Origin of the sequence: Litoribacter ruber, from assembly GCF_018500185.1 — a bacterium.
Taxonomy (GTDB): domain Bacteria; phylum Bacteroidota; class Bacteroidia; order Cytophagales; family Cyclobacteriaceae; genus Litoribacter; species Litoribacter ruber.
In genome coordinates, this window is sequence record NZ_JAHBGI010000014.1 from 41,036 (window position 1) to 64,868 (window position 23,833).

26 protein-coding genes are annotated in these 23,833 nt (G+C 45.6%); 18 read left to right on the forward strand and 8 right to left on the reverse strand.

Annotated elements, in window-relative coordinates; all coding sequences use genetic code 11:
• Positions 1–23: 23 nt before the first annotated feature.
• Entirely contained in the window at positions 24–629 is a 606-nt protein-coding gene (gene yihA, locus KIH41_RS16060; protein ID WP_213946412.1) for a ribosome biogenesis GTP-binding protein YihA/YsxC, read from the reverse strand.
• A gap of 126 nt (positions 630–755) precedes the next feature.
• Here yihA and ubiE point away from each other — a divergent pair, with 126 nt between their 5' ends.
• The 5 genes from ubiE (at position 756) to KIH41_RS16085 (ending at position 4,722) form a co-directional block, all read left to right on the forward strand.
• Positions 756–1,478, forward strand: a complete 723-nt coding sequence (gene ubiE / locus KIH41_RS16065; RefSeq protein ID WP_213946413.1) for a bifunctional demethylmenaquinone methyltransferase/2-methoxy-6-polyprenyl-1,4-benzoquinol methylase UbiE — start codon at positions 756–758, stop codon at positions 1,476–1,478.
• Positions 1,427–2,203 (forward strand): type IX secretion/gliding motility protein PorT/SprT, encoded by a 777-nt coding sequence (porT, locus tag KIH41_RS16070; RefSeq protein WP_213946414.1) that lies wholly within the window; start codon positions 1,427–1,429, stop codon positions 2,201–2,203. Before ubiE ends, porT begins: the two co-directional genes overlap by 52 nt.
• Positions 2,204–2,457: 254 nt before the next feature.
• Positions 2,458–3,216 carry an SDR family NAD(P)-dependent oxidoreductase gene (locus tag KIH41_RS16075; RefSeq protein ID WP_214163021.1) on the forward strand — a complete coding sequence of 253 codons (759 nt, stop codon included), beginning with the start codon at positions 2,458–2,460 and terminating at the stop codon, positions 3,214–3,216.
• A complete protein-coding gene (locus KIH41_RS16080) occupies positions 3,213–3,977 on the forward strand; it encodes a M15 family metallopeptidase (RefSeq protein ID WP_214163022.1) in 765 nt (254 codons plus the stop codon). The genes KIH41_RS16075 and KIH41_RS16080 overlap by 4 nt, the downstream gene beginning before the upstream one ends.
• Positions 3,978–3,984: 7 nt before the next feature.
• The gene (locus KIH41_RS16085) at positions 3,985–4,722 is read left to right on the forward strand and encodes a ThuA domain-containing protein (protein WP_214163023.1); all 738 of its coding nucleotides are present in this window, start codon (positions 3,985–3,987) and stop codon (positions 4,720–4,722) included.
• Here the strand turns inward: KIH41_RS16085 and KIH41_RS16090 are convergent.
• Entirely contained in the window at positions 4,712–5,194 is a 483-nt protein-coding gene (locus KIH41_RS16090) for a cytidine deaminase (RefSeq protein ID WP_214163024.1), read from the reverse strand. The two genes, KIH41_RS16085 and KIH41_RS16090, sit on opposite strands and share 11 nt — an antisense overlap.
• 139 nt (positions 5,195–5,333) lie before the next feature.
• On the opposite strand from KIH41_RS16090, the gene KIH41_RS16095 reads away from it, so the two are divergent.
• Entirely contained in the window at positions 5,334–6,671 is a 1,338-nt protein-coding gene (locus tag KIH41_RS16095) for a saccharopine dehydrogenase C-terminal domain-containing protein (protein WP_214163025.1), read from the forward strand.
• Here KIH41_RS16095 and KIH41_RS16100 read toward each other — a convergent pair.
• From KIH41_RS16100 to aroQ, 6 genes are read right to left on the reverse strand one after another with little or no spacing between them, the layout of a single operon-like run.
• Positions 6,668–7,633, reverse strand: coding sequence for a bestrophin family protein (locus KIH41_RS16100; protein WP_213946420.1), 966 nt, complete (start codon positions 7,631–7,633; stop codon positions 6,668–6,670). The two genes, KIH41_RS16095 and KIH41_RS16100, sit on opposite strands and share 4 nt — an antisense overlap.
• A gap of 37 nt (positions 7,634–7,670) precedes the next feature.
• Positions 7,671–8,384: a tRNA1(Val) (adenine(37)-N6)-methyltransferase gene (locus KIH41_RS16105; RefSeq protein ID WP_214163026.1), complete on the reverse strand. Its 714-nt coding sequence runs from the start codon at positions 8,382–8,384 to the stop codon at positions 7,671–7,673.
• Positions 8,381–8,833: a ribonuclease HI gene (gene rnhA, locus KIH41_RS16110; RefSeq protein ID WP_213946422.1), complete on the reverse strand. Its 453-nt coding sequence runs from the start codon at positions 8,831–8,833 to the stop codon at positions 8,381–8,383. The genes KIH41_RS16105 and rnhA overlap by 4 nt, the downstream gene beginning before the upstream one ends.
• An 11-nt stretch (positions 8,834–8,844) precedes the next feature.
• A complete protein-coding gene (locus tag KIH41_RS16115) occupies positions 8,845–9,426 on the reverse strand; it encodes a MarC family protein (protein ID WP_213946423.1) in 582 nt (193 codons plus the stop codon).
• A 57-nt stretch (positions 9,427–9,483) separates the two neighbouring features.
• Positions 9,484–10,539 carry an aminotransferase class V-fold PLP-dependent enzyme gene (locus tag KIH41_RS16120; protein WP_214163027.1) on the reverse strand — a complete coding sequence of 352 codons (1,056 nt, stop codon included), beginning with the start codon at positions 10,537–10,539 and terminating at the stop codon, positions 9,484–9,486.
• A gap of 4 nt (positions 10,540–10,543) precedes the next feature.
• Complete coding sequence (gene aroQ, locus KIH41_RS16125; protein WP_214163028.1) at positions 10,544–10,972, reverse strand: type II 3-dehydroquinate dehydratase; 429 nt, start codon at positions 10,970–10,972, stop codon at positions 10,544–10,546.
• A gap of 360 nt (positions 10,973–11,332) precedes the next feature.
• On the opposite strand from aroQ, the gene xerD reads away from it, so the two are divergent.
• The 12 genes from xerD to KIH41_RS16185 all read left to right on the forward strand — a co-directional run bounded on the left by xerD (position 11,333) and on the right by KIH41_RS16185 (position 23,674).
• Positions 11,333–12,241: a site-specific tyrosine recombinase XerD gene (gene xerD, locus KIH41_RS16130; RefSeq protein ID WP_213946426.1), complete on the forward strand. Its 909-nt coding sequence runs from the start codon at positions 11,333–11,335 to the stop codon at positions 12,239–12,241.
• A gap of 496 nt (positions 12,242–12,737) precedes the next feature.
• A complete protein-coding gene (locus KIH41_RS16135) occupies positions 12,738–13,778 on the forward strand; it encodes a quinone-dependent dihydroorotate dehydrogenase (RefSeq protein WP_214163029.1) in 1,041 nt (346 codons plus the stop codon).
• Between the two features lie 46 nt (positions 13,779–13,824).
• Entirely contained in the window at positions 13,825–16,302 is a 2,478-nt protein-coding gene (locus tag KIH41_RS16140) for an FtsK/SpoIIIE family DNA translocase (protein ID WP_214163030.1), read from the forward strand.
• A 16-nt stretch (positions 16,303–16,318) separates the two neighbouring features.
• Positions 16,319–16,972, forward strand: a complete 654-nt coding sequence (locus KIH41_RS16145; protein ID WP_214163031.1) for a LolA family protein — start codon at positions 16,319–16,321, stop codon at positions 16,970–16,972.
• A gap of 360 nt (positions 16,973–17,332) precedes the next feature.
• Positions 17,333–17,902, forward strand: coding sequence for a hypothetical protein (locus KIH41_RS16150; RefSeq protein WP_214163032.1), 570 nt, complete (start codon positions 17,333–17,335; stop codon positions 17,900–17,902).
• 123 nt (positions 17,903–18,025) lie between these two features.
• Positions 18,026–18,184, forward strand: coding sequence for a DUF4160 domain-containing protein (locus KIH41_RS18330; protein WP_214163033.1), 159 nt, complete (start codon positions 18,026–18,028; stop codon positions 18,182–18,184).
• Positions 18,185–18,327: 143 nt separating this feature from the next.
• Complete coding sequence (locus KIH41_RS16160) at positions 18,328–18,618, forward strand: DUF2442 domain-containing protein (protein ID WP_214163034.1); 291 nt, start codon at positions 18,328–18,330, stop codon at positions 18,616–18,618.
• A 116-nt stretch (positions 18,619–18,734) separates the two neighbouring features.
• Positions 18,735–19,553: an orotidine-5'-phosphate decarboxylase gene (gene pyrF, locus KIH41_RS16165; RefSeq protein ID WP_214163042.1), complete on the forward strand. Its 819-nt coding sequence runs from the start codon at positions 18,735–18,737 to the stop codon at positions 19,551–19,553.
• Between the two features lie 86 nt (positions 19,554–19,639).
• A complete protein-coding gene (locus KIH41_RS16170) occupies positions 19,640–20,944 on the forward strand; it encodes a DUF2851 family protein (RefSeq protein WP_214163035.1) in 1,305 nt (434 codons plus the stop codon).
• Positions 20,945–21,017: 73 nt separating this feature from the next.
• On the forward strand, positions 21,018–21,659 hold the full coding sequence (locus tag KIH41_RS16175) for an acetyltransferase (protein ID WP_213946433.1): 642 nt from the start codon (positions 21,018–21,020) through the stop codon (positions 21,657–21,659).
• 181 nt (positions 21,660–21,840) lie between these two features.
• Entirely contained in the window at positions 21,841–22,821 is a 981-nt protein-coding gene (gene trhO, locus KIH41_RS16180; protein WP_213946434.1) for an oxygen-dependent tRNA uridine(34) hydroxylase TrhO, read from the forward strand.
• Positions 22,814–23,674, forward strand: a complete 861-nt coding sequence (locus KIH41_RS16185; RefSeq protein WP_214163036.1) for a nucleoside phosphorylase — start codon at positions 22,814–22,816, stop codon at positions 23,672–23,674. Before trhO ends, KIH41_RS16185 begins: the two co-directional genes overlap by 8 nt.
• Positions 23,675–23,833: the final 159 nt, after the last annotated feature.

The window sequence follows — 23,833 nt, forward strand, 5'->3', positions numbered from 1 at the left end:
AATATTCAAAGCTCAATGCCATTTCAATTTTCTGCATAAAAATCTTCGGTGACCGCATCGATAAATTCCAAAACCTCTTCCCTTCCTTTGGCCGATTCGGCAGAGGTGACAAAATAAAGGGGCGTCTCCTCAAAGATTCCTTTGGCCGCCTTGAGGAAATTGGACACATTTCCCTGCACCTTGGAATGGCTCAGCTTGTCAGCCTTGGTGAAAATCAAGACGATGGGCACCTCATTTTCAGCACACCAAAGGATAAATTCCAAATCTATCTTTTGGGGTTCCAGCCTGCTGTCGATTAACACAAAGATGGCCTCCAGGTTTTCCCGTTGGGTCAGGTATCCCTTGATCATCTTGTCCCACTCCCCTTTCAGGGTTTTGCTCACCTTGGCAAATCCGTAACCGGGAAGATCGACCATAAACCACTTCTCATCGATGACAAAATGGTTGATCAATTGAGTTTTTCCCGGTCTGCCGGAGGTTTTGGCCAGGCCTTTGTGATTGGTAAGCATGTTGATCAGGGAGCTTTTGCCCACATTGGATCTACCAATAAAGGCAAATTCCGGCTTGGTAGGTGCAGGACACTTGTTAGGGTCTGTATTGCTGACGAGGAATTTGGCTGTTTTGATCATCTGAGTCTTAATTTTTCACAAAGGTAAGGGTTTCCTAAAAACATCTATGCTTCAATTAATCATTAACATTTTTCCAATGCTCGGGTTTACTTAGTAATATTGCGCTTCAATTGAAAAATCACCCCCATGGCAGTAGTACCCTACAAGGATCAAAACGAAGGAAAAAAAGCTCAGGTAGCCACCATGTTTAACAACATCAGCAAAAGATATGATTTGCTGAATCATGTTCTTAGCATGGGAATTGATATCATCTGGAGAAAGAAGGCCGTCAAGCTACTCAAAGCCGACCAACCCAAGCTTATCCTGGATATCGCCACCGGCACGGGAGATTTTGCCATCGAGGCCCTAGCCCTGAATCCTGACAAGGTAATCGGCGTGGACATCTCCGAGGGCATGCTTGCCGAAGGAAGGAAAAAGCTTAAAAAGCGCAAGCTCGAGGATAAAATCGAACTTCAGCTGGGTGATTCCGAAAAGCTGCTGTTTGAGGAAAATAAATTCGATGCTGTCATCGTTTCATTTGGGGTAAGAAACTTTGAGAACCTTGAAAAAGGCCTCGCGGATATGAACCGCGTATTGAAACCGGGTGCGAAAACCGTCATTATTGAGTTTTCAAAACCCAAAAGGTTTCCAATGAAACAGTTGTATAATTTTTATTTTAAGCACATTTTGCCTAAAATCGGTAAAATTGTCTCGAAGGACAATTCTGCTTATACATATTTACCGGAATCGGTACAGGCATTCCCTGATGGGGAGGACTTTCTGCAGGTACTGAGAAAAGTAGGCTTTAAAAACACACAATGCAAACCTTTAACATTTGGAATAGCCTCAATTTATATTGGAGAAAAGTAGCGTTAACTTTCCTTTTCTCCTTCATTTTTTTAAACTCCTTTGGGCAGAAACTTCTGAGTACCGCCGGGCAGGATGACGACCTGATTTCCTACGGTTTCTTCTTAGCCGGCCATACCAATTCTTTCCGGCTGAAATATTCGGAAGCTTATATGGATCCAAACGGGCCTTATAACTTTATCCATAGCATCCAGCCCGTGCACTCACAGGGTTTTTCCTTGGGCTTTCTGACTACGCTTAGGCTTCACGACCAGTTCAACGTCCTGTTCACACCCAAAGTGGGTTTCTATGAATACAGAACGCTTGTCAATACGTATGGGCGAACGGATCTCCCGGATTACTCCCCTGGCGGGGATAGAATTCCTCTGACTACAACAGATGTATTTACCGAGGCTACCTTGGTGGAATTTCCTTTACTATTTAAATACAAATCCCAGCGGTTTAACAACACCAGGATGTTCTTTATCGGCGGTGCAAATGCCCAATTCAGGACAAAGGGGCAGGACGAGGCCAATGAGGATGATCTGGTGATTTTGGGAAGTGACATCGCCCTGGAATTTGGGATGGGGTTTGACATTTACTTTGAATACTTCAAATTCTCCCCCGAGATCCGCTTTTCGCACGGTTTGCGAAACCTCTACAAGGAATCCCACACCAATACCAATTACGCGGGGGCCATATCCGACATCAGGATGAGGACCATCACCATCTACCTCAATTTCCAATAACATGGATCAGGCTCTCAATTGAGGGCCTTTTTTATTTCCCAACTGGTATTAAATCTTCATGATTATCCGCAATGATGCCAGCCTCTATCTGAGGGGACGGAAGACGGAAGACCGATGACCGATGACCGAAGCAAGGGCCATTCTTGCATCAGAACAAGAATTAGGCAGTTTTAACCGTCTTACTGGTGCAATTGCGGATATACATATTATTCTATAAATTGTAAGCTTAACAACCAACCTAACTACACACATTCATGGGAAACAAGATTGCCTTTGTCACCGGGGCCACCTCCGGAATCGGAAAAGCCTGTGCCTTGGCACTGGCTGAAAACGGCTATGACATCATCGCCTGCGGAAGAAGGGAAGAAAGATTACAGAACCTCCAAGAAGAAATGCCGGCGGGGGTAAAATATACTTACCTGGTTTTTGACGTCAGGGACAAAATCGAGGTGACAAGCGCCATAAGTGGCCTTTCGGAAGAATGGAAAGACATCGACCTTTTGGTCAACAATGCAGGCAATGCCCATGGGCTGGAGCCAATCCAAACGGGCGACTTGGATGATTGGGACGCCATGATTGACATTAATGTTAAGGGGCTGCTTTATGTAAGCAAAGCTTTGATCCCAGGCATGACTGAAAGGAAGTCGGGCCAGATCATAAATATTGGGTCCATTGCGGGAAAAGAGGTGTACCCCAATGGCAACGTGTACTGTGCCAGCAAGCATGCCGTGGATGCCCTGACGAGGAGCATGCGAATTGACCTGAATCCATATGGCATCAAGGTGATGGGGATTCATCCAGGGCTGGTAGAAACTGAATTTTCTCTGGTCAGGTTTAAAGGGAATGCTGAAAAAGCCAGTCCTGTCTACAAAGGGTATGAACCTTTGCAAGCCCAGGATATAGCCGATATCGTCGTGTTTGCTGCTACCCGTCCTGCTCATGTGGTGTTGGCTGATGTCGTGGTGCTACCCAAGGCCCAGGCAAACAGTACCATTGTAAAGAAAGACCTATGAAGAACCTGTGGCCAATTTTCGCTGTGATAGTAGCCGCCTGTTCTGACCCAAAGGACAACATAAGCGCTGACGACTTGGGGCCGGCGACTTTTGAGGTGGACGAGTCATCTACCAGATCCTTTGATTTCTCCGAGGAAACAAATCAGCTTACGGCCTGGGATGAAAGGTTTTTGGATGCTGGCTTGGTCAACATACAAGAGCAGATACCGGAAATTCTGGTTGAGCTTAAGTACAGCACGACCGACAATTTCTTTGGAAGGGATGTGTATGATGACCTGGAAAACGCTTACCTGCAGCCTGAAGTGGTGAACATGATGGAAAAGGCTTTCCTGTATCTACAAGAAAAAGATTCCAGTTTGACGTTTTTGGTTTATGATGGCGTAAGACCTAGGGCGGTTCAGCAGATCCTTTGGGACAACCTGGACAAGCCTGACAGCCTCAAGCCCCTTTATGTGGCCGACCCGAAAATTGGCGGGTTGCATAATTATGGAGTGGCCGTTGACCTCACTTTGGCCCATAAAGACAGTGGCGAGCCACTCGACATGGGCACCAAGTATGATTATTTTGGCTATGCGGCCTATCCGGACAGAGAGAATCAGATGCTCAGAGAAGGCAAAATCACCAAACAACATATTGAAAATCGGCGCCTGCTGAGGGAGGTGATGAAACAGGCTGGCTTCCACGGCATAGGCAGCGAGTGGTGGCATTTTAATGCCTATACCCGCAAGCAGGCTGCAGAAAAATTTGAAATTGTAGAATAATACCTTTATGAGAAAGCTTTTAATCCTTTTATTAACCTCCCTTTTGCCGGTGTTGGGCATGGCCCAGCACTTTCAGTTTAAAGCCATCGCCATCAGCACCACGGAGGGCTTCCGCCATGAATCCATAGAATCAGGCGTGGAAGGCTTGAGAAAGCTCGCCAAGGAAAATTTTTTCTTACTGGATCATACCGAAGACATAGACATTTTCGCCTCGGAGCGCCTCCATGAGTATGACGTCATAATTTTGCTTAATACTACCGGGGAGATCTTTCTTGAACCCCACCAGGAGGGTTTCAAGAAATTTGTACGAGACGGCAAGGGCGTGGTAGGCATCCACAGCGCCACTGACACCGCTTATGAATGGGAATGGTTTACCAAGTTGATTGGGGCACAGTTTTCCAGCCATCCGGAGATCCAGACTGCAAAAGTAAAAACCAAGGACAACAGCCATGCCTCCACTTTACATCTGCCTGCTGAATGGCTATGGACAGATGAGTGGTATAATTTCAAAAATTTCAATGAAGACGTAAAAGTACTTCTGGAAGTGGATCCGGAATCCTATGATACCGGCGATAAGAACATCACCCACCACCCAATAGCCTGGCACCATGAATATGATGGCGGCAGGGTATTTTACACCGCCCTTGGCCATGTGAATCATGCCTACCAGAGCCAGACTTTTCTCCAGCATTTAATGGGAGGGATATGGTACGCCGCCAAGGGGCGGGAAATAATCAGCCGTTAAGGTCTTTGAAGCCAAAAGGCAGGAGTTCGTCTATGCCTGCAGCTTTGAGCACGCTCCCATCAGCGGCCAACATAAAGATCTCAATGGTTTGCCCGTACCGCTGCTCATACTCAGTGATGGTTTGCCTGCAAAACCCGCAGGGCGTCACAGAGACTGGTTTCTTTTCATCCCCTTTTCTGGCAGCAATGGCCAGCTTGAGCGGCTTGGCTTCCGGGTGGTTGGCATGGGCAAAACCCAGCACTACCCTTTCGGCACAGTTGCCCACGGGAAAAGAGGCGTTTTCCTGATTGTTGGCAGAAAGCAGCTTCCCGTTATCCAATAAAAGTGCGGCTCCTACATGGAATTTGGAATAGGGGGCATAAGCTTTCAATGCTGAAAGGCGGGCCTGCTCCACAAGATCCTGGATGTTTTCATCCAGCTCATTCCACTCAAAAGATTCCAGGCTAACGGTTTTTTCTATTTTCTTACTCATACAAAAAGGTGAATTTCAAAAGGGATTCAATTAACGAAAAAATTTGCAAATCGAGCCTATAGCGCTTATTTTTCGTGATTTATTTTTTCCTCTACAAATTATTGGCCATCTTCAAGCTGACCCTTTTAACCAAACTATTATGCAAACCATCCTCATAATCGGGGCCGGAAAATCTGCTACGGTTCTGATTGATTATTTAATAGAGAAAGCAAATTTAAAAAACCGCAAAATCATCTTAGCCGATACTTCTTTGGAGCTAGCCGAGAAGAAAACCAAGGGGCAGCCCAATGCCGAGGCGGCCATACTTGACATCCACGACCAGCCAGCACGGGAGGCGCTGGTGCAACGGGCAGATTTGGTGATCTCCATGTTGCCCGCCTTTTTACACCCGGTGGTGGCAAGGGACTGCCTGAAATTTGGCAAGCATTTCTTCACCGCATCCTATGAATCCGATGATCTCCGGGCCATGGCAGAGGAGATCGAAAATAAAAACTTGCTCTTTTTGAATGAATGCGGCCTTGACCCGGGAATTGACCACATGTCGGCCATGAAGATTATTGACGAAGAGAAGAAAAAGGGGCATGAGATTACGATGTTTAAAAGCTTTACCGGCGGGCTATTGGCCCCAGAAAGTGAAGACAACCCCTGGAAATATAAATTCACCTGGAACCCCAGAAATGTGGTATTGGCTGGGCAAGGGGTGTCCAGATTTATCCGTAACGGCAAGCTGAAGTTTATCCCCTACCACATGCTGTTCCGAAGGACTGAGCCGATCCATTTTGATGAGGTTGGGGAATTTGATGGCTACCCTAACCGGGACTCCTTAAGTTACAGGAAAACTTATGGCCTTGAAAACATTCCTACCATCCTGCGGGGAACTTTGAGAAGGGCAGGTTTCTGCAAAAGCTGGGACGTGTTTGTACAGCTGGGCCTCACCGATGACAGTTTCCAGATGGACCTTCCCGATAATTTCACCAAAAGGATGTTTTTCAACAGCTTTCTCCCCTATCATGAAAGCCGAATGGAGGAGGACAAACTGCATGAACTCCTGCCCTGGATTGACGATGAGGTGATCGATAAGATTAAGTGGCTGGGCATGTTTTCCGATGAGCCCCTGCCTATCTTCAAGGGAAGTCCGGCCAAAATTCTACAGACGCTTTTGGAGGAAAAATGGGCTTTGAAAGCTGATGACAAAGACATGATCGTGATGCAGCATCAATTTGAAGTCAAAACTGCCGAAGGGGTGGAAAAGATCACCTCCAGTCTGGTGATCAAAGGCCAAAACCAGGATTACACGGCCATGGCCAAGACTGTAGGCCTGCCTTTAGCTATCGCAGTGGATCTATTCATGGATGGAAAACTTGACATTAAGGGCCTACAACTGCCCATTAAACCGGAAATCTATCTTCCAATCCTTGGGGAACTCGAAAAGCATGGCATTGTCTTCAACGAAAAGTCTGAGGCCATACCTGCCTAAAATACGATCCCATTTTGAGGTTTTACTTTTGGAGGGAAGTTGTTTTGACTTTCCTCCAATTGCTCCCTCAGGTTGATTTCAATCGCCACACTCAAACTCGACATTGGCGTGTCTTCCAGCCTGTTTTCAAACGGATCCTCAGTTCTCTCCCCTATCAGATCAAGGGCCAAGAATACGAAGGAAACCGCCAACGCCACCGGAATGGTTTTCCAGCCTAGTTCGCTGATAAAGACCATCGGAAGCAAGGTACAGTGAATGAAAACAAAAACTCTGGAGAAAAAGGTGTACTGTCTTGGTAATGGCGTGTTTTTAATCCTTTCGCTCATCCCCTGGATATCATTGAAGTCCACCAGGGTTTCTTCCATTTTCACAAAACGGTAATCACTGATCCAGCCTTTTTGGAATGCCCATTTGAGGTCCTCCCCTTGTCTTTGAAGTAGAAAATTGGGTGGGTTATCTTTCTTGACAAACTCGGCATATTCTTCAGGTTCCAAAAAAGGCTTTGCGTCCAAATAAGTGTTCTCATCCTCAAAAAGCTCCCGCTGTCGGGGCTCATTATAAAGATGTCTCTTTCTTAAAAACACTCTCAATGCGTTTACAAAAGCGAGGTGCCGATAGACAAGTTTTTGATGGAAAGCAGCCATCTCGGCATACTCGGCGTTATCCTGTGGGATGATCATGGTAATTACCTGCCTTGCCCAGGCACGGCTATAATTGACCATTAGCCCCCAAATTTTCCTGGCCTCCCACCATCTGTCGTAAGCGTGATCATTTTTAAAACCCAAAAAGATGGCTAGAGCAGTCCCCAGGGCGGCGATGGTGTAAGAGGGGATGTTGAAAAACACGATCTCATACACATCGTGCAGGATCACTATAAGCGTGGAAAGGGTGGTATAATACAACAGCTGCCTCCAAGTATAATGAAGGATCAGTCCGGGTTTCAGGTTTCTGCTTACGATCATATTGGCTAAAAAAAGTATTTATTACCTCTAATATACCTCAAAATATCAAAAGAAAGTCCTTCAGCAGGGAGGCATATTCCTGCGAGTACTCATTGTCGGCATTTTTTATAGTGAGGGTGCCTTCATTAATCTTGCCAATTTCCCCTAGGCCAAAAGAACGTATAACCCTGAGGGCCTGGCTACCGGGCTTATCATAAACCCGGGTAGAGGAAACCGGGCTGAATCCCAGTTGAACTGCAAGACTATTCAGCTCCTCCATCTGCCTTTCCGGAAGGATCACAAAAAATCTACCCTGCTGGGAAAGATGGGCTTTCACACCGTCCAATAGCTCCCCAAAAGAAAGGCTATTGGTATGAAGGGCCAAGTTGCGATTCTTTTTGGAACTCTGCAGGTGGTTTTCAAAATAGGGAGGATTGCTGACAATGAGGTCAAACTTCTCCTTAGGGCGAAAAGATTGGAAGGGCTGGTGAAAAACCTGAAGCCTATCCGACCATGGGCAGTTTTGGAAATTGCCTCTGCTCTGCTCAAAAGCGCCATCCTCGATTTCAACCCCAGTGATTAAAGTGCTTGGGTACCGCTGGGCAAGCATCAGGGAGATCACCCCGCTGCCCGTCCCCACTTCTAAGGTTCTTTCAGGTTGGTCAAAAGAAGCAAGTGCCCCAAGCAAAACAGCATCCGTATTCACCTTCAGCGCACACCTGTCCTGCTCTACGGTGAATTGTTTAAACCGGAAGGGCTTGGCTACTTTCATGACAGGGCTTCATAGCCTTCATCTGGCGGCAGATTCCGCCCCATGGAGGCCTCCACGGCAAGTTGGTCGCACACTTCATTTTCCTTGTTGCCCGCATGGCCTTTTACCCAGACAAACTTTGGCTTGAAGCGCAGATGTAGTGGGATATAACGCTTCCACAAGTCCACGTTTTTCTTGTCTTTGAAGCCTTTTTTCTGCCATGACCAGATCCAGCCCTTTTCGACCGCATCTACCACGTATTTACTATCCGAATAGATGGTCACCGGGATGCCCTGCACCTTTAGCTCCTCCAACCCCTTGATCACTGCCAGCAGCTCCATGCGGTTGTTGGTAGTCCGCCGAAAGCCCTCAGAAAGTTCTTTGCGGTGGTCTTTGTACATCAAAACTGTCCCGTACCCTCCCGGCCCGGGATTCCCCTTGGCCGCTCCATCGGTATAAATTACGATCATGTTATATTTCTTTAGAAGGAAACTCCTTCAAATAAATTGCTCTTGAAAATCTTAATGGCAATAGATAGCAAAATAATGCCAAAAACTCTTCTCAACACATCCAACCCGGTTTTTCCGAGTTTTCTTTCCAGCCAGTTGGTGCTTTTCAGGACGATGTAGACAATGATCAGGTTGATCACGATTCCCACCCCGATATTGAGCTGGGTATATTCCGACTTGAGCGTCAAAATAGTGGTAAGTGTCCCCGCACCAGCAATCAGGGGGAAGGCGATGGGCACAATCGATGCGCTGTTGGTAGCCTCAGGATCTGGCTTGAAGATTTCTATCCCAAGGATCATCTCGGCACCCAGGGCAAAAATGATCAGGGCCCCGGCAATGGCAAAGTCATCCACCCCAATTCCAAAGAGGTTCAGAATTGATTTCCCCACCAGGAGAAACAAAACCATCAGGACCCCTGCAGCAATGGTGGCTTTTTCTGACTGGATATGCCCGACCTTCTGTCTAAGATTTATGATGATGGGAATTGAACCCAAGATGTCGATCACTGAAAACAGGATCAGCGTCACCGAAAGAATTTCTTTAAAATCGAGCATAATTTAAATTTTGCGCGAAATTAACTTTTTTAATTCTGATATTTCCAACAAGGCAAATTAAAATTCTTTTAAGAAACCCTTAAGTTTTTCAAACTGCTCATCATCGATAGCAGGGAAGTTGGCGATTCGGAAGCTGATATTCTTTAGGCTTCCGTAGCCACTCCCCATGACCAGCCCCTGCTTTTCGGCAGCAGCCTTGATTTCTGAGATCATGGACTCGGTCCCGGAAATGCCCAGGACGGTTCTGCTCCGCTGTTCCGGAAACTTGTTCAGGTACCTAAACTTATCCTTGGAGGCCACGATGTTTTCCAGTTCCTGCATCCGGCCGCGCAGCTTCCTGTCGATAAATTGGATTTCTTCACGGTCCTGCAGGCTTCTTTGGAGCAGGTAAATGGCAAGCACATTTGGGGTGTAATGGGTCTGATACTGTCTGGCATTCTCGAGCATGAAATTCAAGCTATTGTACCGCCCGATTTCCCCGATCTGCTCGGCTTTTTGTACGGCCTTGGGGGAAAGGATCAGCACCCCCAAGCCTGCAGGAAGGCCAAAACATTTCTGAACGGAGGCAAACCAGATATCCGCCAAGCTGAAATCCAACTCGATCCCGCCCATGCTGCTGGTGGCGTCCACTGCCAGCAATTTATTTGCAGCCTTTTCCCTAATTTCCGTCAAGGTCTCCATATTCACTTCGGAGGCATTGCTGGTCTCATTCTGCGTCAGACAGACAATGTCCGTGTCCAGAGGTATATCCACCTTAAAAGGCTCAATGCCCTGCTCTGGATCAAATTTGATCCCTTCGGTGGATTTATGGATATGCTTTGCATAATCAAACCATTTCTTGCCAAAAGCTCCCGAATACAAATGAAAGGTGCCCTTGATGGTCAAGGACTGGGAGATGATTTCCCAGTTTTCTGTGGCGCTAGAGGTAAAAAGCAGCTGATAATCATCGGGCATGTGCAGTTTTTCTTTGAACAGCTGTATCACTTCCTGATACATGTTCATAAAGGTCCGGCTGCGGTGGTTGGCGCTCAGGATGTCCTTATCAAAGGCCTCCTGGAAATATTTTGGCAGCTGGGGGAAAACCTGTGAAGGTCCTGGGGAAAAAGAAATCATCGGTTTATTTTTTTAGATCCTGAAAATATTGAAGGCCCAAACGGTAGCCTTGAAGCCCCAGTCCAGAAATCATGCCTGCGCACTCCTGGCTGATGATGCTTTTGTGGCGGAAGGTTTCCCTTTTATAAATGTTACTGATGTGAATTTCCAGCACGGGCACGCTTATCCCCGCAATGGCATCGGATATGGCCACAGATGTATGCGTATAACCACCAGCATTGAGCAAAACACCATCAAAATCACGGCCTGCCTCATGGATTTTATTGATGAGCTCCCCTTCAATGTTACTTTGGAAATAGTGAAGCTCCATATTTGCAAAATCAGCCTGGAGGGTTTCGAAAAACTCCTCGAAAGTCTGGCTTCCATAAATATGCGGTTCACGTGTCCCCAAAAGATTGAGGTTTGGCCCGTTGATGATCAGGATTTTGAGCATAATGCGCTAGGTCGGTTTGAAAGAAAAGTGAAAAGATTGAAACTAGGAACGTTCCATAGGTTAAATTTAGGGATTGGAAAGGAGATTAAAAAATGGAGGGAGACCGAAGACCGAAGACGGAAGACAGGATTCACGTGATGCGAATAGAAAAGGGACACAGAGTTTCGCAGAGTTTTTAAAAGGAGTTACACGGAGTTTTCCTCTTCGCGGAGGTAAATGGCCTCAAAGTGCACAAAACTTGCCTGTGGGCAGTCAGCTGCTCCCGTGAACCATGGTCTGTGGACCGTGGACTATATATTATGGACTATGGACCATGGTCTGTGGACTGTGGTCTGTGGACTATCAACTATTAACTATACCATGAACTGGGAAAAAGCAATAAAGCAATTTGAATATTATCTCAAGATCGAGAAGTCATTGAGCAAGAATTCTGTCTTGGCGTATAAGCAGGATATGTTCAAGCTGAAATCTTTTGCGGAAAATTTTTACCCGGATCTCACCCCCCTCACCTTGACGTACAGGCATCTGCAGGATTTTACGATCGAGCTTGGAAAGATGGGCATTTCGGCTTTTACGCAGGCCAGGATCATAAGCGGGATCAAGGCATTTTATAAGTTTTTGATGTATGAGGACCTCATCACCGAAGATCCAGCCCAACTCCTGGAGGCACCCAAATTGGGCCGAAAACTGCCTGAGACGCTCAGTTATGAGGAAATCACCCAAATGCTGGAATGCATACAGCTTGGCGAAAAGGAAGGCCACCGCAACCGGGCCATGATCGAAACCCTGTATGCCAGCGGGCTGCGGGTGTCGGAGCTCACCGACCTGAAGCTGGGCAACATTTATAAAGACATTGGCTTTCTCCGCGTTATCGGAAAAGGCAACAAAGAGCGGCTGGTCCCCATTGGGAAAGAGGCTTTGAAATACTTGGAACTATATTTGAAGCACAGCAGAAAGGAAGTCACACCTGCCAAGGGGCATGAGGAGTTTGTATTTTTGAACAATCGGGGGAAGAAGCTTTCCAGAGTGATGGTATTTTTGATCATTAAGAAGCTTGCAGAAGCAGCCGGGATCCGCAAAAGCGTGAGTCCGCACACCTTTAGGCATTCTTTTGCCACCCATCTTATAGAAGGTGGCGCTGATCTGAGAGCCGTGCAGGATATGCTGGGTCATGAAAGCATCACCACCACGGAAATCTACACCCATCTGGACAGGGATTATTTGAGGCAGGTATTGACGGAATTCCACCCGAGAGGAAAAACTTTTTAACCAAACAACCATACCGTACCCATGAGCAATAAGCGTAAATTCCAGCCATTACTTTACATTTTGGGCTTTGTCATCCTTGCCCTATTGGCCTTCTTTTTATATATCATGATTTCTCAACCGGAGATTTAGGGGAAGAGGTGGAAGCCTGCCATCCCTTTGGGGAGGTAAACCTAACTCGGCAGAGGCAGGACCGGAGCAAAAACAAGGGTCACCAAGGACACAAAGGATAAAAGAAGTTACACAAAGTTTCTTTCCCGCCAAGAAGGGAGACCGGAGACGAAAGAAAAAAAGCACAAAGGTTCCGAGGCAGAGAGAGAGGGGGTGGAGAAAATGAAAACTGCGATCTTTGCGATTCCTTGGCGGTCTTTGCGAGAAACTTTTAAAAAAGGACCGAAGACGGGAGAAGGATATTGGTGGGGTTGAATGATGGAAGTCTTTTAAATTTGGCCTAACTTGCAAGGCGAAATTTTGAGTCAGAGCTAAACCCGTTTGCATTGTGTACAAATCCCTTATTAAGCCCATTTTATTCAGAAAACAGCCCGAAGCAGCCCACCATTTCACGTTTTCATTGACCAAGAGGGTTTTCAACCTTCCGATAATCAAGCAGGTGGTCAAAAGCCAGTATTCTTTGGAGGACAAGCTTTTGGAAAGGGAGGTTTTTGGACTGAAGTTCAAAAACCCTATCGGCTTGGCTGCCGGGTTTGACAAGGACGCCAAATTGATTGATGAAATGGCCATGCTGGGTTTTGGCTTTATCGAGATTGGAACCCTGACGCCTAAACCGCAGGAGGGCAACCCTCAGCCCAGGCTTTTCCGCCTGCCTCAAGACGAAGCCCTCATCAACCGCATGGGTTTTAACAACGGAGGTGTAGACGAGGCAATTCTAAGACTTAAAAAACGCAAATCAGACGTAATCATCGGCGGCAACATCGGAAAAAACAAGGTGACTCCAAACGAGGATGCTGACAAGGATTACCTGTACTGCCTAGAGGCATTGCATCCTTACGTGGACTACTTTGTGGTGAATGTAAGCTCGCCAAACACCCCCAATTTGCGTGACCTGCAGGAAAAAGAGCCGTTGAAAAAACTGCTACTCACCGTAAAGGCCGCCAACGACAAGAAACCTCACCCTAAACCAATTCTGCTGAAAATTGCCCCTGATCTCACGGATGGGCAGCTTGACGACATCGTTGATATTGTCAAAGAAACGCAGATTGACGGCGTGATAGCCACCAACACCACCATCGACCGATCCGCACTGACAACCTCTAAAAACGAAGTGGAATCCATAGGGGCAGGTGGAGTCAGTGGCAAGGTTTTGAAAAACAGAAGTACAGAAGTGATCCGCTATTTGGCAGAAAAGTCAGGGAAGGCTTTCCCTATCATCGGGGTGGGTGGCATATTTACCGCCCAGGATGCCATTAAGAAGTTGGAGGCTGGCGCATCGTTGGTGCAGGTCTATTCAGGCATGATATACGAGGGGCCGGGCATCGTGAAGGAAATTAAAAAAGGGTTGCTCCGTTATTACAAAGGCTGAGATTTTTTATATTTCAGTTCTATTTATCAAAAAACCAACTGGTTAAATGGCTACGAATACCTATAAGACTAATACTTTTAAGAAAAAGGACAGCAATAAGTCCGCTTCGAAGAAGAAGACCAAGTTCAATTTTTCACTTAAGTTTATTAAGGACCAAAAACTGGCGCTATCCCTTGGGGTGGTGTTCATGATGGTGGCGTTGTTTCTGTTGTTTGCCTTTTTGGGCTATATTTTCAGCGGGCAGGCCGACCAGAGCGTGGTGCTTTCTGAGGACATGGCATCTAGGGAAAATGCCGCCGAGGCCAGAAACTGGCTGGGCTTCACAGGCGCGATGGTGTCCCATTACATGATATTCAGGTGGTTTGGCTTGGCTGCATTTCTGTTGCCCCCCTACCTGTTTCTTTTGGGCTTCAAGCTTTCTTTCAAGAAATCCCTGATGAGCCTTTCGAGCTACAGCACATTTGCCCTGTTTTTCATCTTTTGGCTGGGTCTTCTGATGGGTTATGTGGTCCATTTGGCCGATAATTATTCCTATTTGGGTTTCTTGAGCGGAGGGTTCGGTTATGAGCTGGCCAAGTTTGCCGATGATTTTCTGGGCTGGGGCACCTTTATCCTGATTTTCGGATCGCTGCTGATCTTTGTGATCTTTTACTTTAATATCACCGCATTCAATGCCTCTTCTGCTGAAGGCGAGGAGGTAATTCCAGCCAAAGAACCAGCTCCTATTAAGTCATTGTCGAGAGAGGAAGAGGTAATTGAGGATGAAGAGGAAGTGATGGATAAGCTGATCAAGGAAAGTCTGGAAGAGGAAAATGACGCTATCGATGATGGGAGCAGCTGGACGGTAAAGGACGAAAACAAGCCCAAGCCAACCAAGCCTACTTCCGAGCCCGCCTTCAATATTGAGGACACCTTGGGAGCAGTAGAGGACGAGCCAGTCGAAGAAAAGGAGGAAGAGAAGAAGTTCAGCGTTGAAAAACCCGTAGAGGAAAAAACTGAGGAAGAGGTTCAAAACCTGGATCCCTATGATCCGACCCTGGACCTGCCTCGTTATCAATACCCAACCCTGGACTTGCTCAATGAATATGATTTGCAGAAGGTGACGGTAACCCGTCAGGAGCTTGAGGAAAACAAAAACAAGATCGTAGAGACGCTGGTCAACTTTAAGATCGGAATTCAGGAGATCAAGGCCACCATTGGCCCAACTGTTACCTTGTATGAAATCGTGCCGGACAAGGGCGTTAAAATATCCAAAATCAAGAACCTGGAGGATGACATTGCGTTGAGTTTAGCAGCACTGGGTATCAGGATCATTGCCCCTATTCCGGGCAAGGGCACCATTGGTATCGAGGTTCCCAACAAGAACAGGGAGCTCGTGCCGGCACGTGCGGTTCTAGGTACCGAGAAGTTCATGAAAAGCGACAAGGAGCTGCCTGTAGCCTTGGGCAAAACCATTTCCAACGAAGTGTTTGTCATGGACTTGGCCAAAATGCCCCACTTGCTGATGGCAGGAGCCACAGGACAAGGTAAGTCTGTCGGGCTAAATATGATCTTGGCTTCTTTGGTCTACAAAAAGCACCCTTCCCAGTTGAAGTTTGTGCTGGTGGATCCCAAGAAGGTGGAATTGACGCTATTCAATAAAATAGAAAGGCATTTCCTGGCCAAGCTACCGGATGCGGAAGAGGCTATTATTACAGATACAAAGAAAGTAATCTACACGCTGAACTCTCTTTGTATCGAAATGGACAACCGCTATGATCTGCTAAAAGATGCAGGTTGCAGAAACTTGAAAGAATACAACGGGAAGTTTGTAGCAAGAAAGCTGAATCCTGATAAGGGCCATCGCTACATGCCTTATATTGTCTTGGTGATCGATGAGTTGGCAGACTTGATGATGACGGCGGGCAAGGAAGTAGAAGCTCCAATAGCCCGACTTGCGCAACTTGCCAGGGCCATTGGTATCCACTTGGTGGTTGCCACCCAGAGGCCATCGGTAAACGTGATCACGGGTATTATCAAGGCCAATTTCCCGGCGAGACTATCTTTCAGGGTGACCTCCAAGATTGACAGTAGGACCATCTTGGATGCTGGCGGGGCAGAACAGTTGATTGGTATGGGTGACATGCTGCTTTCGGTTGGATCTGAAGTGACCAGAATCCAGTGTGCCTTCCTTGATACTCCGGAAGTAGACGCTGTCTGCGACTGGATCGGGGAGCAAAACGGGTATAGCGATGCTTATCTCCTTCCTGAGTTTGTAGGAGAAGATGGAGAAAGCAGTGTTGGAGATGTGGATTTGGCAGACCGTGATCCGATGTTTGATGACGCGGCTAGACTGATCGTGCTTCACCAGCAGGGAAGTACCTCCTTGATCCAAAGGAAGCTTAAATTAGGCTATAACAGAGCCGGCAGAATAGTAGATCAACTTGAAGCAGCGGGCATAGTGGGGCCATTTGAAGGCAGTAAAGCGAGAGAAGTACTGATTCACGACGAACAAAGTTTGGAACAGTTGTTGAACAGTTTATAAATAAAAAATATTATCCATGCGAAAGTTTAATTTCTTAACATTTGTTTTATTTGCCGGGATTTTCTTTGGGGCTATTGCCCAAAAGGACCAACAAGCCAAAAATTTGTTGGATGCGGTGAGTAAGCGCTATCAAAACATGAATGGCATGGAGGGTAAATTTGAATATACTTTCACCCATGATCAGGATGATATAGATCAAACCAATTCAGGCAAGGTTTCCTTGAAGGGCAACATGTACCGCCTAACGCTCCCCAATCAGGAGATTTGGAATGACGGAAAAACCTCTTGGACACTGATCAAGTCGGATGGCTTCCAGGAAGTGACCATAAGCGAGGTGGATGAGGATATCGATGAATTGACTCCTTCCAATGTTTATAACCTTTACAAAAAAGGATATAATTACAAATTGAAAGATGAGAAAAAACTGAATGGCAAGAGTGTGCAGGAGGTTGAACTGACGGCTGAAAACAAGAATAACCAGTTTCAGAGAATTATTCTTTATATAGATAAGGGCAACAACAACATCCAAGGCTGGAAAATGTGGGACAACTCTGGTGGGGTTTTGGATTACCAGTTTAAGGACCTAAAAACAGATGCCAATCTTCCGGACAGTCACTTTGTGTTCCACAAAGGAGAGCATCCTGGAGTGGAGATAATAGATTTGAGGTGAAGACCGGAGACGGAATAAGTAAAAAAATTGGCCACAAAGGACTCAAAGTTTAAAAGAAGTAGCACGAAGCTTCTTCGCGGAAAGAAGAGGACACTAAATTTTATTGGAGTTTCACAGAGTTTAGCACAGCCTGTCCCGAGCAGCAAAGCGAATCGGGAGAGTTTCACGGAGTTCTCTTCATCGCGGAGAAATATTGAATAGCTTTTAAAAGAGATTTTATCATTACTGGAAATGACAAGCCCCTCGAAAGAGTGGGCTTTTTTTTATTTAAAACAGGCTTAAACACCCAGCAATTCTAGTTCACAAGGAAAAAATTATTAGTTTAGACAAATCAATCTGTTTAACTAATCTCATTTTCTTATGAAACTAAAATTTTTATTCATTCTTGTAGGTATTTCATTTTCCCTTCAAACAAAATCTTATTCCCAAACCCTCCTCTCTCCAGTCGCTAAAATTGAAGTGGGTGTGCATGGTTTGGGTATTGGTTATGAGCTTCCTCTGAACAATGCGTGGGTGAGTGAATTCAATCTGCACGCTGGGGGCGGCTTCAATCTTAACACCTCCAATGAGGTTTCCTTTCATTATCAAGAATTCCCGTCCATTCATTTGGCTACAGGAATCAGGAGGTATTATAACCTGAATAGGGCTAGGAATTTTTCTGCAAACAATGCCGGAAATTTCTTTGGGGCCCAATTAAAATACGTGAGCAGTGGCTTAATTCAGCGGTCGGGAGACTTTGACATTGCCCCCTCCCACCCTGCTATAAACGATGTGGTAATAGCGGAAATTCACTGGGGCATCCAGCGAAATTTATCTGAAAGGCTATTTTATACTGTCAAGATTGGAGTAGGCTATTTAAATGATTTCCACGCTGGCTCAGGCACCATTTTGCCTACTGGAGGGGCGAAGCTGGCCTATAGAATATGGTAACTCGTAAAAGCCTTGCCTAAGGTAAAGGAGACTCAAACCTGTCAAGTATCACAGACTTGCACCCTGATTTCCAACCCAATACTGGTATTTTTTTTGTAAATTGATACATTAATAAAATTCAGGATGCCAAAAATTTTTGAATACTTAGGGATTTTGCTTTTTTTCTACTCCAATGAGCATGAGCCAATTCATGTCCATGCTAAAAAAGGAGGATATGAGAGTAAAGCAGAGTTCTATATATTGAATGGGGAAATTAAAGAGATAAAAATTACAAATATTTAAGGAGTCAAACCGCTCAAGGGAAAAGATTTGAAAGATTTCAAAATTTTCCTGGAAAAATACTCCTATGAAATAGTTGATAAATGGGTTAGCTATTTCGTATATCATAAGGAAATTGAATTTGAGAAAATAACAAAGCGTATATCATGAAGATCTCTGTTGATTATATAAATGAAGTACAAAGCCAAGAGCAATTGAAAATCTCTTCAGCCAAATATTTAGCAGATTATGTGATTAGATTAAAGTTTAATAACGGGGCTGAAAAACTAGTTGACTTTAAGGCGTTTTTGTGTAAATCAACCCATCCATCCATAAAGAAATATTTAAATGAAAAAGAATTCTCAGCCTTTGATATCGTAGACGGCAATCTCAATTGGAACGATCATGATCTTATTTTTCCAATTTGGGACCTTTACAATGAAAAAATATATGGTTGATTAACCATCAAACACTTTTTACTAGTGGGTAGTAGCAATCTTCCTCCGCAGGATTTGGCCAGGCAAAACTGGAGAGTATGGCAAATTTTTCTAATTTTGCCTCAAACCCCAGCATCATGAACAAGGCCGACCTTATTGCACAGATCAAACAAAAATCCTCTTTCCTTTGTGTAGGACTAGATACGGATTTGGAGAAAATCCCAGCACATCTTTTAGAACTAGAAGACCCTATTTTTGAATTCAACAAGGCTATAATAGATGCCACGGCTGAGTTTGCGGTTGCCTACAAGCCAAACATCGCATTCTATGAGGCCTTGGGGCCAAAGGGGTGGGCAAGCCTGAAAAAAACCCTTGATTATATCCCAAAGGAAATATTCACGATTGCTGATGCAAAAAGGGGAGACATCGGAAACACCTCCAAACTTTACGCAAAAGCATTTTTTGAGCAAATAGACTTTGACTCCATCACCGTGGCTCCCTATATGGGGAGGGACAGCGTGGAGCCTTTTCTGGAATTTGAGGACAAGTGGGTAATCTTATTGGCTTTGACATCCAATGTAGGCAGCCAGGATTTTCAATTGCTAACTGACAAGAACGAGACGCCACTGTTTAAAAATGTGCTGAGAACAAGCCAAAACTGGGGCAATGAGGACAACCTCATGTACGTAGTGGGCGCAACGCGCGGCGAAAAGATCGGGGAAGTGAGAAAAGAAGTGCCAGACCATTTTTTCCTGGTTCCAGGTGTAGGAGCGCAAGGCGGAAGTCTTGAGGAAGTGGCAGAATATGGCATGACGAAGGACTGCGGGCTATTGGTAAACAGTTCAAGGGGAATAATATATGCCTCCAATGGAAAAGATTTTGCCGAAAAGGCACAGAAGGCGGCTCGATCCCTTCAAAAAGAGATGGCGGCTTTGATAGAAAAATATATGGGATAAGCCCTTCCATTCTTTATTTTTTAAACTTATCTTTATAAAGGTTTCAATACCAGATTTTTAGACCAAACCTTTATACTTTTTCTTATATGGTTTTTCAAGAAAACTTCCTCCAATTGGTATGGAAATACCAATACTTTGACAAAAATGACTTAAGAAGCACTTTGGGCATTCCTTTATCCATCAAAAAGATAGGGTTTCACAACTTCCATGAAGGCCCGGATTTCCTTGAGGCTCAGGTCGACATCGGAAAGCTAACCTATTATGGCCATATTGAAATCCACTTAAAGTCCTCAGACTGGCTGGCCCACGAACATCAAACAGATGGGCGCTACGAAAGCGTGATACTCCACGTGGTCTATGAACACGACAAGGAAATAAAACACCCCGATGGCACCCCTATCCCCACATTGGAGCTAAAAGGAAAGATCTTTCTGGATGTTTTGAGAAATTATGAAAGATTGATCTCGGGGCAGCAAAATATCCTTTGTAGCGAAACGCTGGGGGAGGTTTCTGACATCCTGAAATTTAGCATGCTGGAAAAGGCCCTGGTAGAGAGATTTCTGGAAAAAAGCCTTACGGTAAAAAAACTTCTGGAGGAAAATATGGGCGACTGGGAAGAAACCACCTATCAATGGCTGTTTCATTGTTTTGGGTTTAAAACCAACAGCCAGGCCATGCTTCTTTTGGCCAAAAGCCTACCTTATAAACTGATCAAGAAACACGCTAACCACCCTGGGATTGTGGAAGCATTGCTATTGGGGCAGGCTGGACTTTTGGAAAACAATCAGCCCGATGAGTATACTTTGTTTCTTAAAAGGGAATTTGAATTTCACCAGAAAAAATACCAGCTCCCCCAATCCCTCTTCCATACCGATTGGAAATTTATGGGAATTCGGCCGGGCAATTTTCCCAGCGTAAGAATCGTGCAGCTCGCCCACATCTTATGCAAAAGCCCCAACCTACTTTCCACGATCCTCACGGCTGCCAACACCATGGAGTCTATGAAAGGGATTTTTCTAAAGGAGGTGCCCATGTACTGGACCCACCACTATGCACCTTCCAAGACCACCCAGCGTAAGCTCGGCAAAGCCCTCAGTGCCCAAACCTTGCATCTATTGGCCATCAATTTTGTGGTGCCGCTTTGGTTTGCCTATGGGCAATACATAGACGATCAGACGTGGCAGGACAAGTGTTTTGATTTTTTGCAGGCCCTGCAGGCTGAGGATAATTTTATCATTAAGAGATTTAGGGACATCAACTGGGCAGCCAGCACGGCATTTGACACCCAAGGGATGATTGGGCTGCACAACAACTACTGCATCCAAAAGAAATGCCTGGACTGCAAAATTGGCCAAAACGTTCTTCGCCCAAACATGAAACAGTTGACCTAGGACATCCATAACCATAAGGTTTTTTGGTTGTACAGGCATTTTGCCGTAATTTTGTGGCCAAATAAAAGACATTATGGAAAAACCAGTAATTATATTCGGAGCCAAGGGCATAGCCAGGCCAGCATTGGAGATTTTCAACAGCAATGAAGTGGTCGTGTACGGTTTCTTGGATGAGGATGAGAAATTACATGGTACTGAAATCAACGTGATTCCTGTTCTGGGAAATCCTGAGGATGACGGGTTCCTGAAATTGATCGGGCAGAAGTGTGAGGCATTTGTAGCTATTGATGACACCAAGTACAGGAAGTTTTTGGTAAAAATGCTAAACGAGCGACGCAAAACACAACCTGTCAACGCCATTCATAAATCTGCCTACATTTCCACGGATGCCGAAATCGGCCATGGTAACTTTATCAATGCAAAAGTGAACATAGGCACAGCCGCCAAAATAGGTTCGCATGGCATATTCCATACCGGAGCTACCATCGACCATCAAGCAGAAATCGGTGACTTTGTGCAGGTGGGCGCATCAGCAGTGATTAATTCGGGAGCTAAAATCGGTGAAGGAGCGTTCATTGGTTCTGGTGCCGTTATTATTTCAGGGATTACCGTAGGGAAAAACGCACGTATCGGCGCCGGATCCATAGTGATAGCGGATGTGGAAGAAGAAGACACGGTCTTTGGAAACCCTGCCGCCAGTATTTCGAAAAAGTAAACACGGAAGTAGGTAACCACAGAGTCTCAGAGTACACAGAGAAAAAATCTCTCTGTACTCGGTCTCCGGTCCTGCCTCTGCGGAGTCAGGTTTACCTCCCCAAAGGGATGGCAGGCTCCGGTCTTCAGTCTCAAAAACATCAACAATAAAAACACCCTGCTGGAATCAGGGCCAATGTTTTATGGAAAATCAAGATTATCAAATCCTTTTGTACTACTGCTATGCCCATATAGCAGACCCTGAAGCTTATAGGGAAGAGCACCACCTTTTCTGTGTGGAAAACAACATCCGGGGCAGAATCATCATCTCATCGGAAGGCCTCAACGGAACGGTTTCAGGTTTGAAGGAGGACTGCTCAAAATATATGGAGTATGTCACTTCGGACCCTCGCTTTGCCAAAACCGAGTTTAAGATTGATTCGCATGACAAACATGCCTTCAACAAGATCCACGTGAGAGCCAAGGAGGAAATCGTTCACTCCAGCCTACGCCACATCAACCCAAATGAGCGGACCGGCAAGCACTTGGAGCCAAAAGAATTCAAGGAGCTGAAAGACCAGGATGACGTGGTAATTCTGGATGTGAGATCAAATTACGAGCATAAGCTTGGCAAGTTCAAAAATGCCATCACTTTGGATATTGACAATTTCAGGGATTTTCCTGAAAAGGTAAAGGAGCTTGAGCACCTCAAAGGCAAAAAAGTCCTTACATACTGTACTGGCGGAATCAAATGTGAAAAAGCCAGCGCCTATCTATTGGAGCAGGGCTTTGAAGACGTATACCAACTTCATGGAGGGATCATCAAATACGGCATGGAGGCCGATGGAGAAGATTTCGAAGGAAAATGCTACGTGTTTGATAACAGGTTAGCCGTGGATGTGAACAAGGTAAATCCAACCGTGCTTTCCACCTGTTATGTCTGCGAAACCAAGTCCGACAGAATGGTAAACTGTGCCAATCCAACCTGCAATATCCATGTACCTATCTGTGAGGAGTGCGGCTGGAAAATGGAGGGAGCCTGCTCTGAAGAGTGTAAGGAGAACCCAGAAAAAAGGCCTTACAACGGTACTGGTTACTATCAGAAAAACACCAACGGCTACAACCCATATAAAGGTTTATACAGAAAGCCCGATAAAGACAAAATAAGATCTCTACATGACTAATCCCATACCAGCATCGGAACTGATTATCAATCCGGACGGAAGCATCTACCATCTTCACCTCAAACCGGAAGACATCGCCCATGACATCATCACAGTGGGAGACCCGGATAGAGTTGAGGCCATTACGCAGCATTTCGACCATGTGGAGTTGAAGGTAAGCAAGCGTGAATTTGTCACCCATACGGGTACCTACAAGGGGAAACGTCTGACGGTGATGAGTACTGGCATGGGGACCGACAATATTGAAATCTTCATGACAGAGCTAGATGCGCTGGTTAATGTTGACCTTAAAACTAGGCTGCCCAAGGAAGAACACACATCGCTGAATATTGTACGGGTGGGGACTTCAGGAAGTATGCAGCAGGACATTCCCGCAGGTGCTCTGCTTGCCTCTGCTTATGGGGTAGGTTTAGACACCCTAATGACCTTTTACACCGCTGAGCAAAGCAATGAGGAAGTAGCCGTTGGGGAAGGCTTACAGAAAGCATTAGACATTCCCTTTGCACCCTATTGTTTTGAGGGCTCCAAGACACTGTTGACAAAGCTGGGCACTGGCCTGGTGATTGGCAATACGGCCACATGTCCGGGCTTTTTTGGCCCACAGGGCAGGCAAGTGAGACTCAAGCCGGCCATACCGGATATAATCGAACGCTTGTCAGGTTTCAAATTGGGAGACTTTCAGCTGACCAACTTTGAAATGGAGACGGCTGGCTATTATGCATTGGGAAGAATGCTGGGGCACGAGACGCTAAGCCTTAACGCCATAGTCGCAAATCGGGTAGCACATCAATTTGTAGATAATCCTGCTGAGGTGGTCGACAGACTCATTAAGCACACATTGGAAAATATTTAAATCAAGGGAAGGCCAAAAGCTTCCCTTTTTTTATGCACGGATTTGACCCATTCTAAAACTTTTTATACAATTCAAAGTTTTTATTTTAATCTAACCTACCTAGCCACTGGCTCTTAAATTTAGAATTACTATTTATTTACAATGTTCCGTTTATCAATT

Excerpts from the sequence above, each read along its gene's own strand:
- yihA (WP_213946412.1), bottom strand. The coding sequence starts at position 629 with ATGATCAAAACAGCCAAATTCCTCGTCAGCAATACAGACCCTAACAAG.
- ubiE (WP_213946413.1), top strand. The coding sequence starts at position 756 with ATGGCAGTAGTACCCTACAAGGATCAAAACGAAGGAAAAAAAGCTCAG.
- porT (WP_213946414.1), top strand. The coding sequence starts at position 1,427 with ATGCAAACCTTTAACATTTGGAATAGCCTCAATTTATATTGGAGAAAA.
- KIH41_RS16075 (WP_214163021.1), top strand. The coding sequence starts at position 2,458 with ATGGGAAACAAGATTGCCTTTGTCACCGGGGCCACCTCCGGAATCGGA.
- KIH41_RS16080 (WP_214163022.1), top strand. The coding sequence starts at position 3,213 with ATGAAGAACCTGTGGCCAATTTTCGCTGTGATAGTAGCCGCCTGTTCT.
- KIH41_RS16085 (WP_214163023.1), top strand. The coding sequence starts at position 3,985 with ATGAGAAAGCTTTTAATCCTTTTATTAACCTCCCTTTTGCCGGTGTTG.
- KIH41_RS16090 (WP_214163024.1), bottom strand. The coding sequence starts at position 5,194 with ATGAGTAAGAAAATAGAAAAAACCGTTAGCCTGGAATCTTTTGAGTGG.
- KIH41_RS16095 (WP_214163025.1), top strand. The coding sequence starts at position 5,334 with ATGCAAACCATCCTCATAATCGGGGCCGGAAAATCTGCTACGGTTCTG.
- KIH41_RS16100 (WP_213946420.1), bottom strand. The coding sequence starts at position 7,633 with ATGATCGTAAGCAGAAACCTGAAACCCGGACTGATCCTTCATTATACT.
- KIH41_RS16105 (WP_214163026.1), bottom strand. The coding sequence starts at position 8,384 with ATGAAAGTAGCCAAGCCCTTCCGGTTTAAACAATTCACCGTAGAGCAG.
- rnhA (WP_213946422.1), bottom strand. The coding sequence starts at position 8,833 with ATGATCGTAATTTATACCGATGGAGCGGCCAAGGGGAATCCCGGGCCG.
- KIH41_RS16115 (WP_213946423.1), bottom strand. The coding sequence starts at position 9,426 with ATGCTCGATTTTAAAGAAATTCTTTCGGTGACGCTGATCCTGTTTTCA.
- KIH41_RS16120 (WP_214163027.1), bottom strand. The coding sequence starts at position 10,539 with ATGATTTCTTTTTCCCCAGGACCTTCACAGGTTTTCCCCCAGCTGCCA.
- aroQ (WP_214163028.1), bottom strand. The coding sequence starts at position 10,972 with ATGCTCAAAATCCTGATCATCAACGGGCCAAACCTCAATCTTTTGGGG.
- xerD (WP_213946426.1), top strand. The coding sequence starts at position 11,333 with ATGAACTGGGAAAAAGCAATAAAGCAATTTGAATATTATCTCAAGATC.
- KIH41_RS16140 (WP_214163030.1), top strand. The coding sequence starts at position 13,825 with ATGGCTACGAATACCTATAAGACTAATACTTTTAAGAAAAAGGACAGC.
- KIH41_RS16145 (WP_214163031.1), top strand. The coding sequence starts at position 16,319 with ATGCGAAAGTTTAATTTCTTAACATTTGTTTTATTTGCCGGGATTTTC.
- KIH41_RS16150 (WP_214163032.1), top strand. The coding sequence starts at position 17,333 with ATGAAACTAAAATTTTTATTCATTCTTGTAGGTATTTCATTTTCCCTT.
- KIH41_RS18330 (WP_214163033.1), top strand. The coding sequence starts at position 18,026 with ATGCCAAAAATTTTTGAATACTTAGGGATTTTGCTTTTTTTCTACTCC.
- KIH41_RS16160 (WP_214163034.1), top strand. The coding sequence starts at position 18,328 with ATGAAGATCTCTGTTGATTATATAAATGAAGTACAAAGCCAAGAGCAA.
- pyrF (WP_214163042.1), top strand. The coding sequence starts at position 18,735 with ATGAACAAGGCCGACCTTATTGCACAGATCAAACAAAAATCCTCTTTC.
- KIH41_RS16170 (WP_214163035.1), top strand. The coding sequence starts at position 19,640 with ATGGTTTTTCAAGAAAACTTCCTCCAATTGGTATGGAAATACCAATAC.
- KIH41_RS16175 (WP_213946433.1), top strand. The coding sequence starts at position 21,018 with ATGGAAAAACCAGTAATTATATTCGGAGCCAAGGGCATAGCCAGGCCA.
- trhO (WP_213946434.1), top strand. The coding sequence starts at position 21,841 with ATGGAAAATCAAGATTATCAAATCCTTTTGTACTACTGCTATGCCCAT.
- KIH41_RS16185 (WP_214163036.1), top strand. The coding sequence starts at position 22,814 with ATGACTAATCCCATACCAGCATCGGAACTGATTATCAATCCGGACGGA.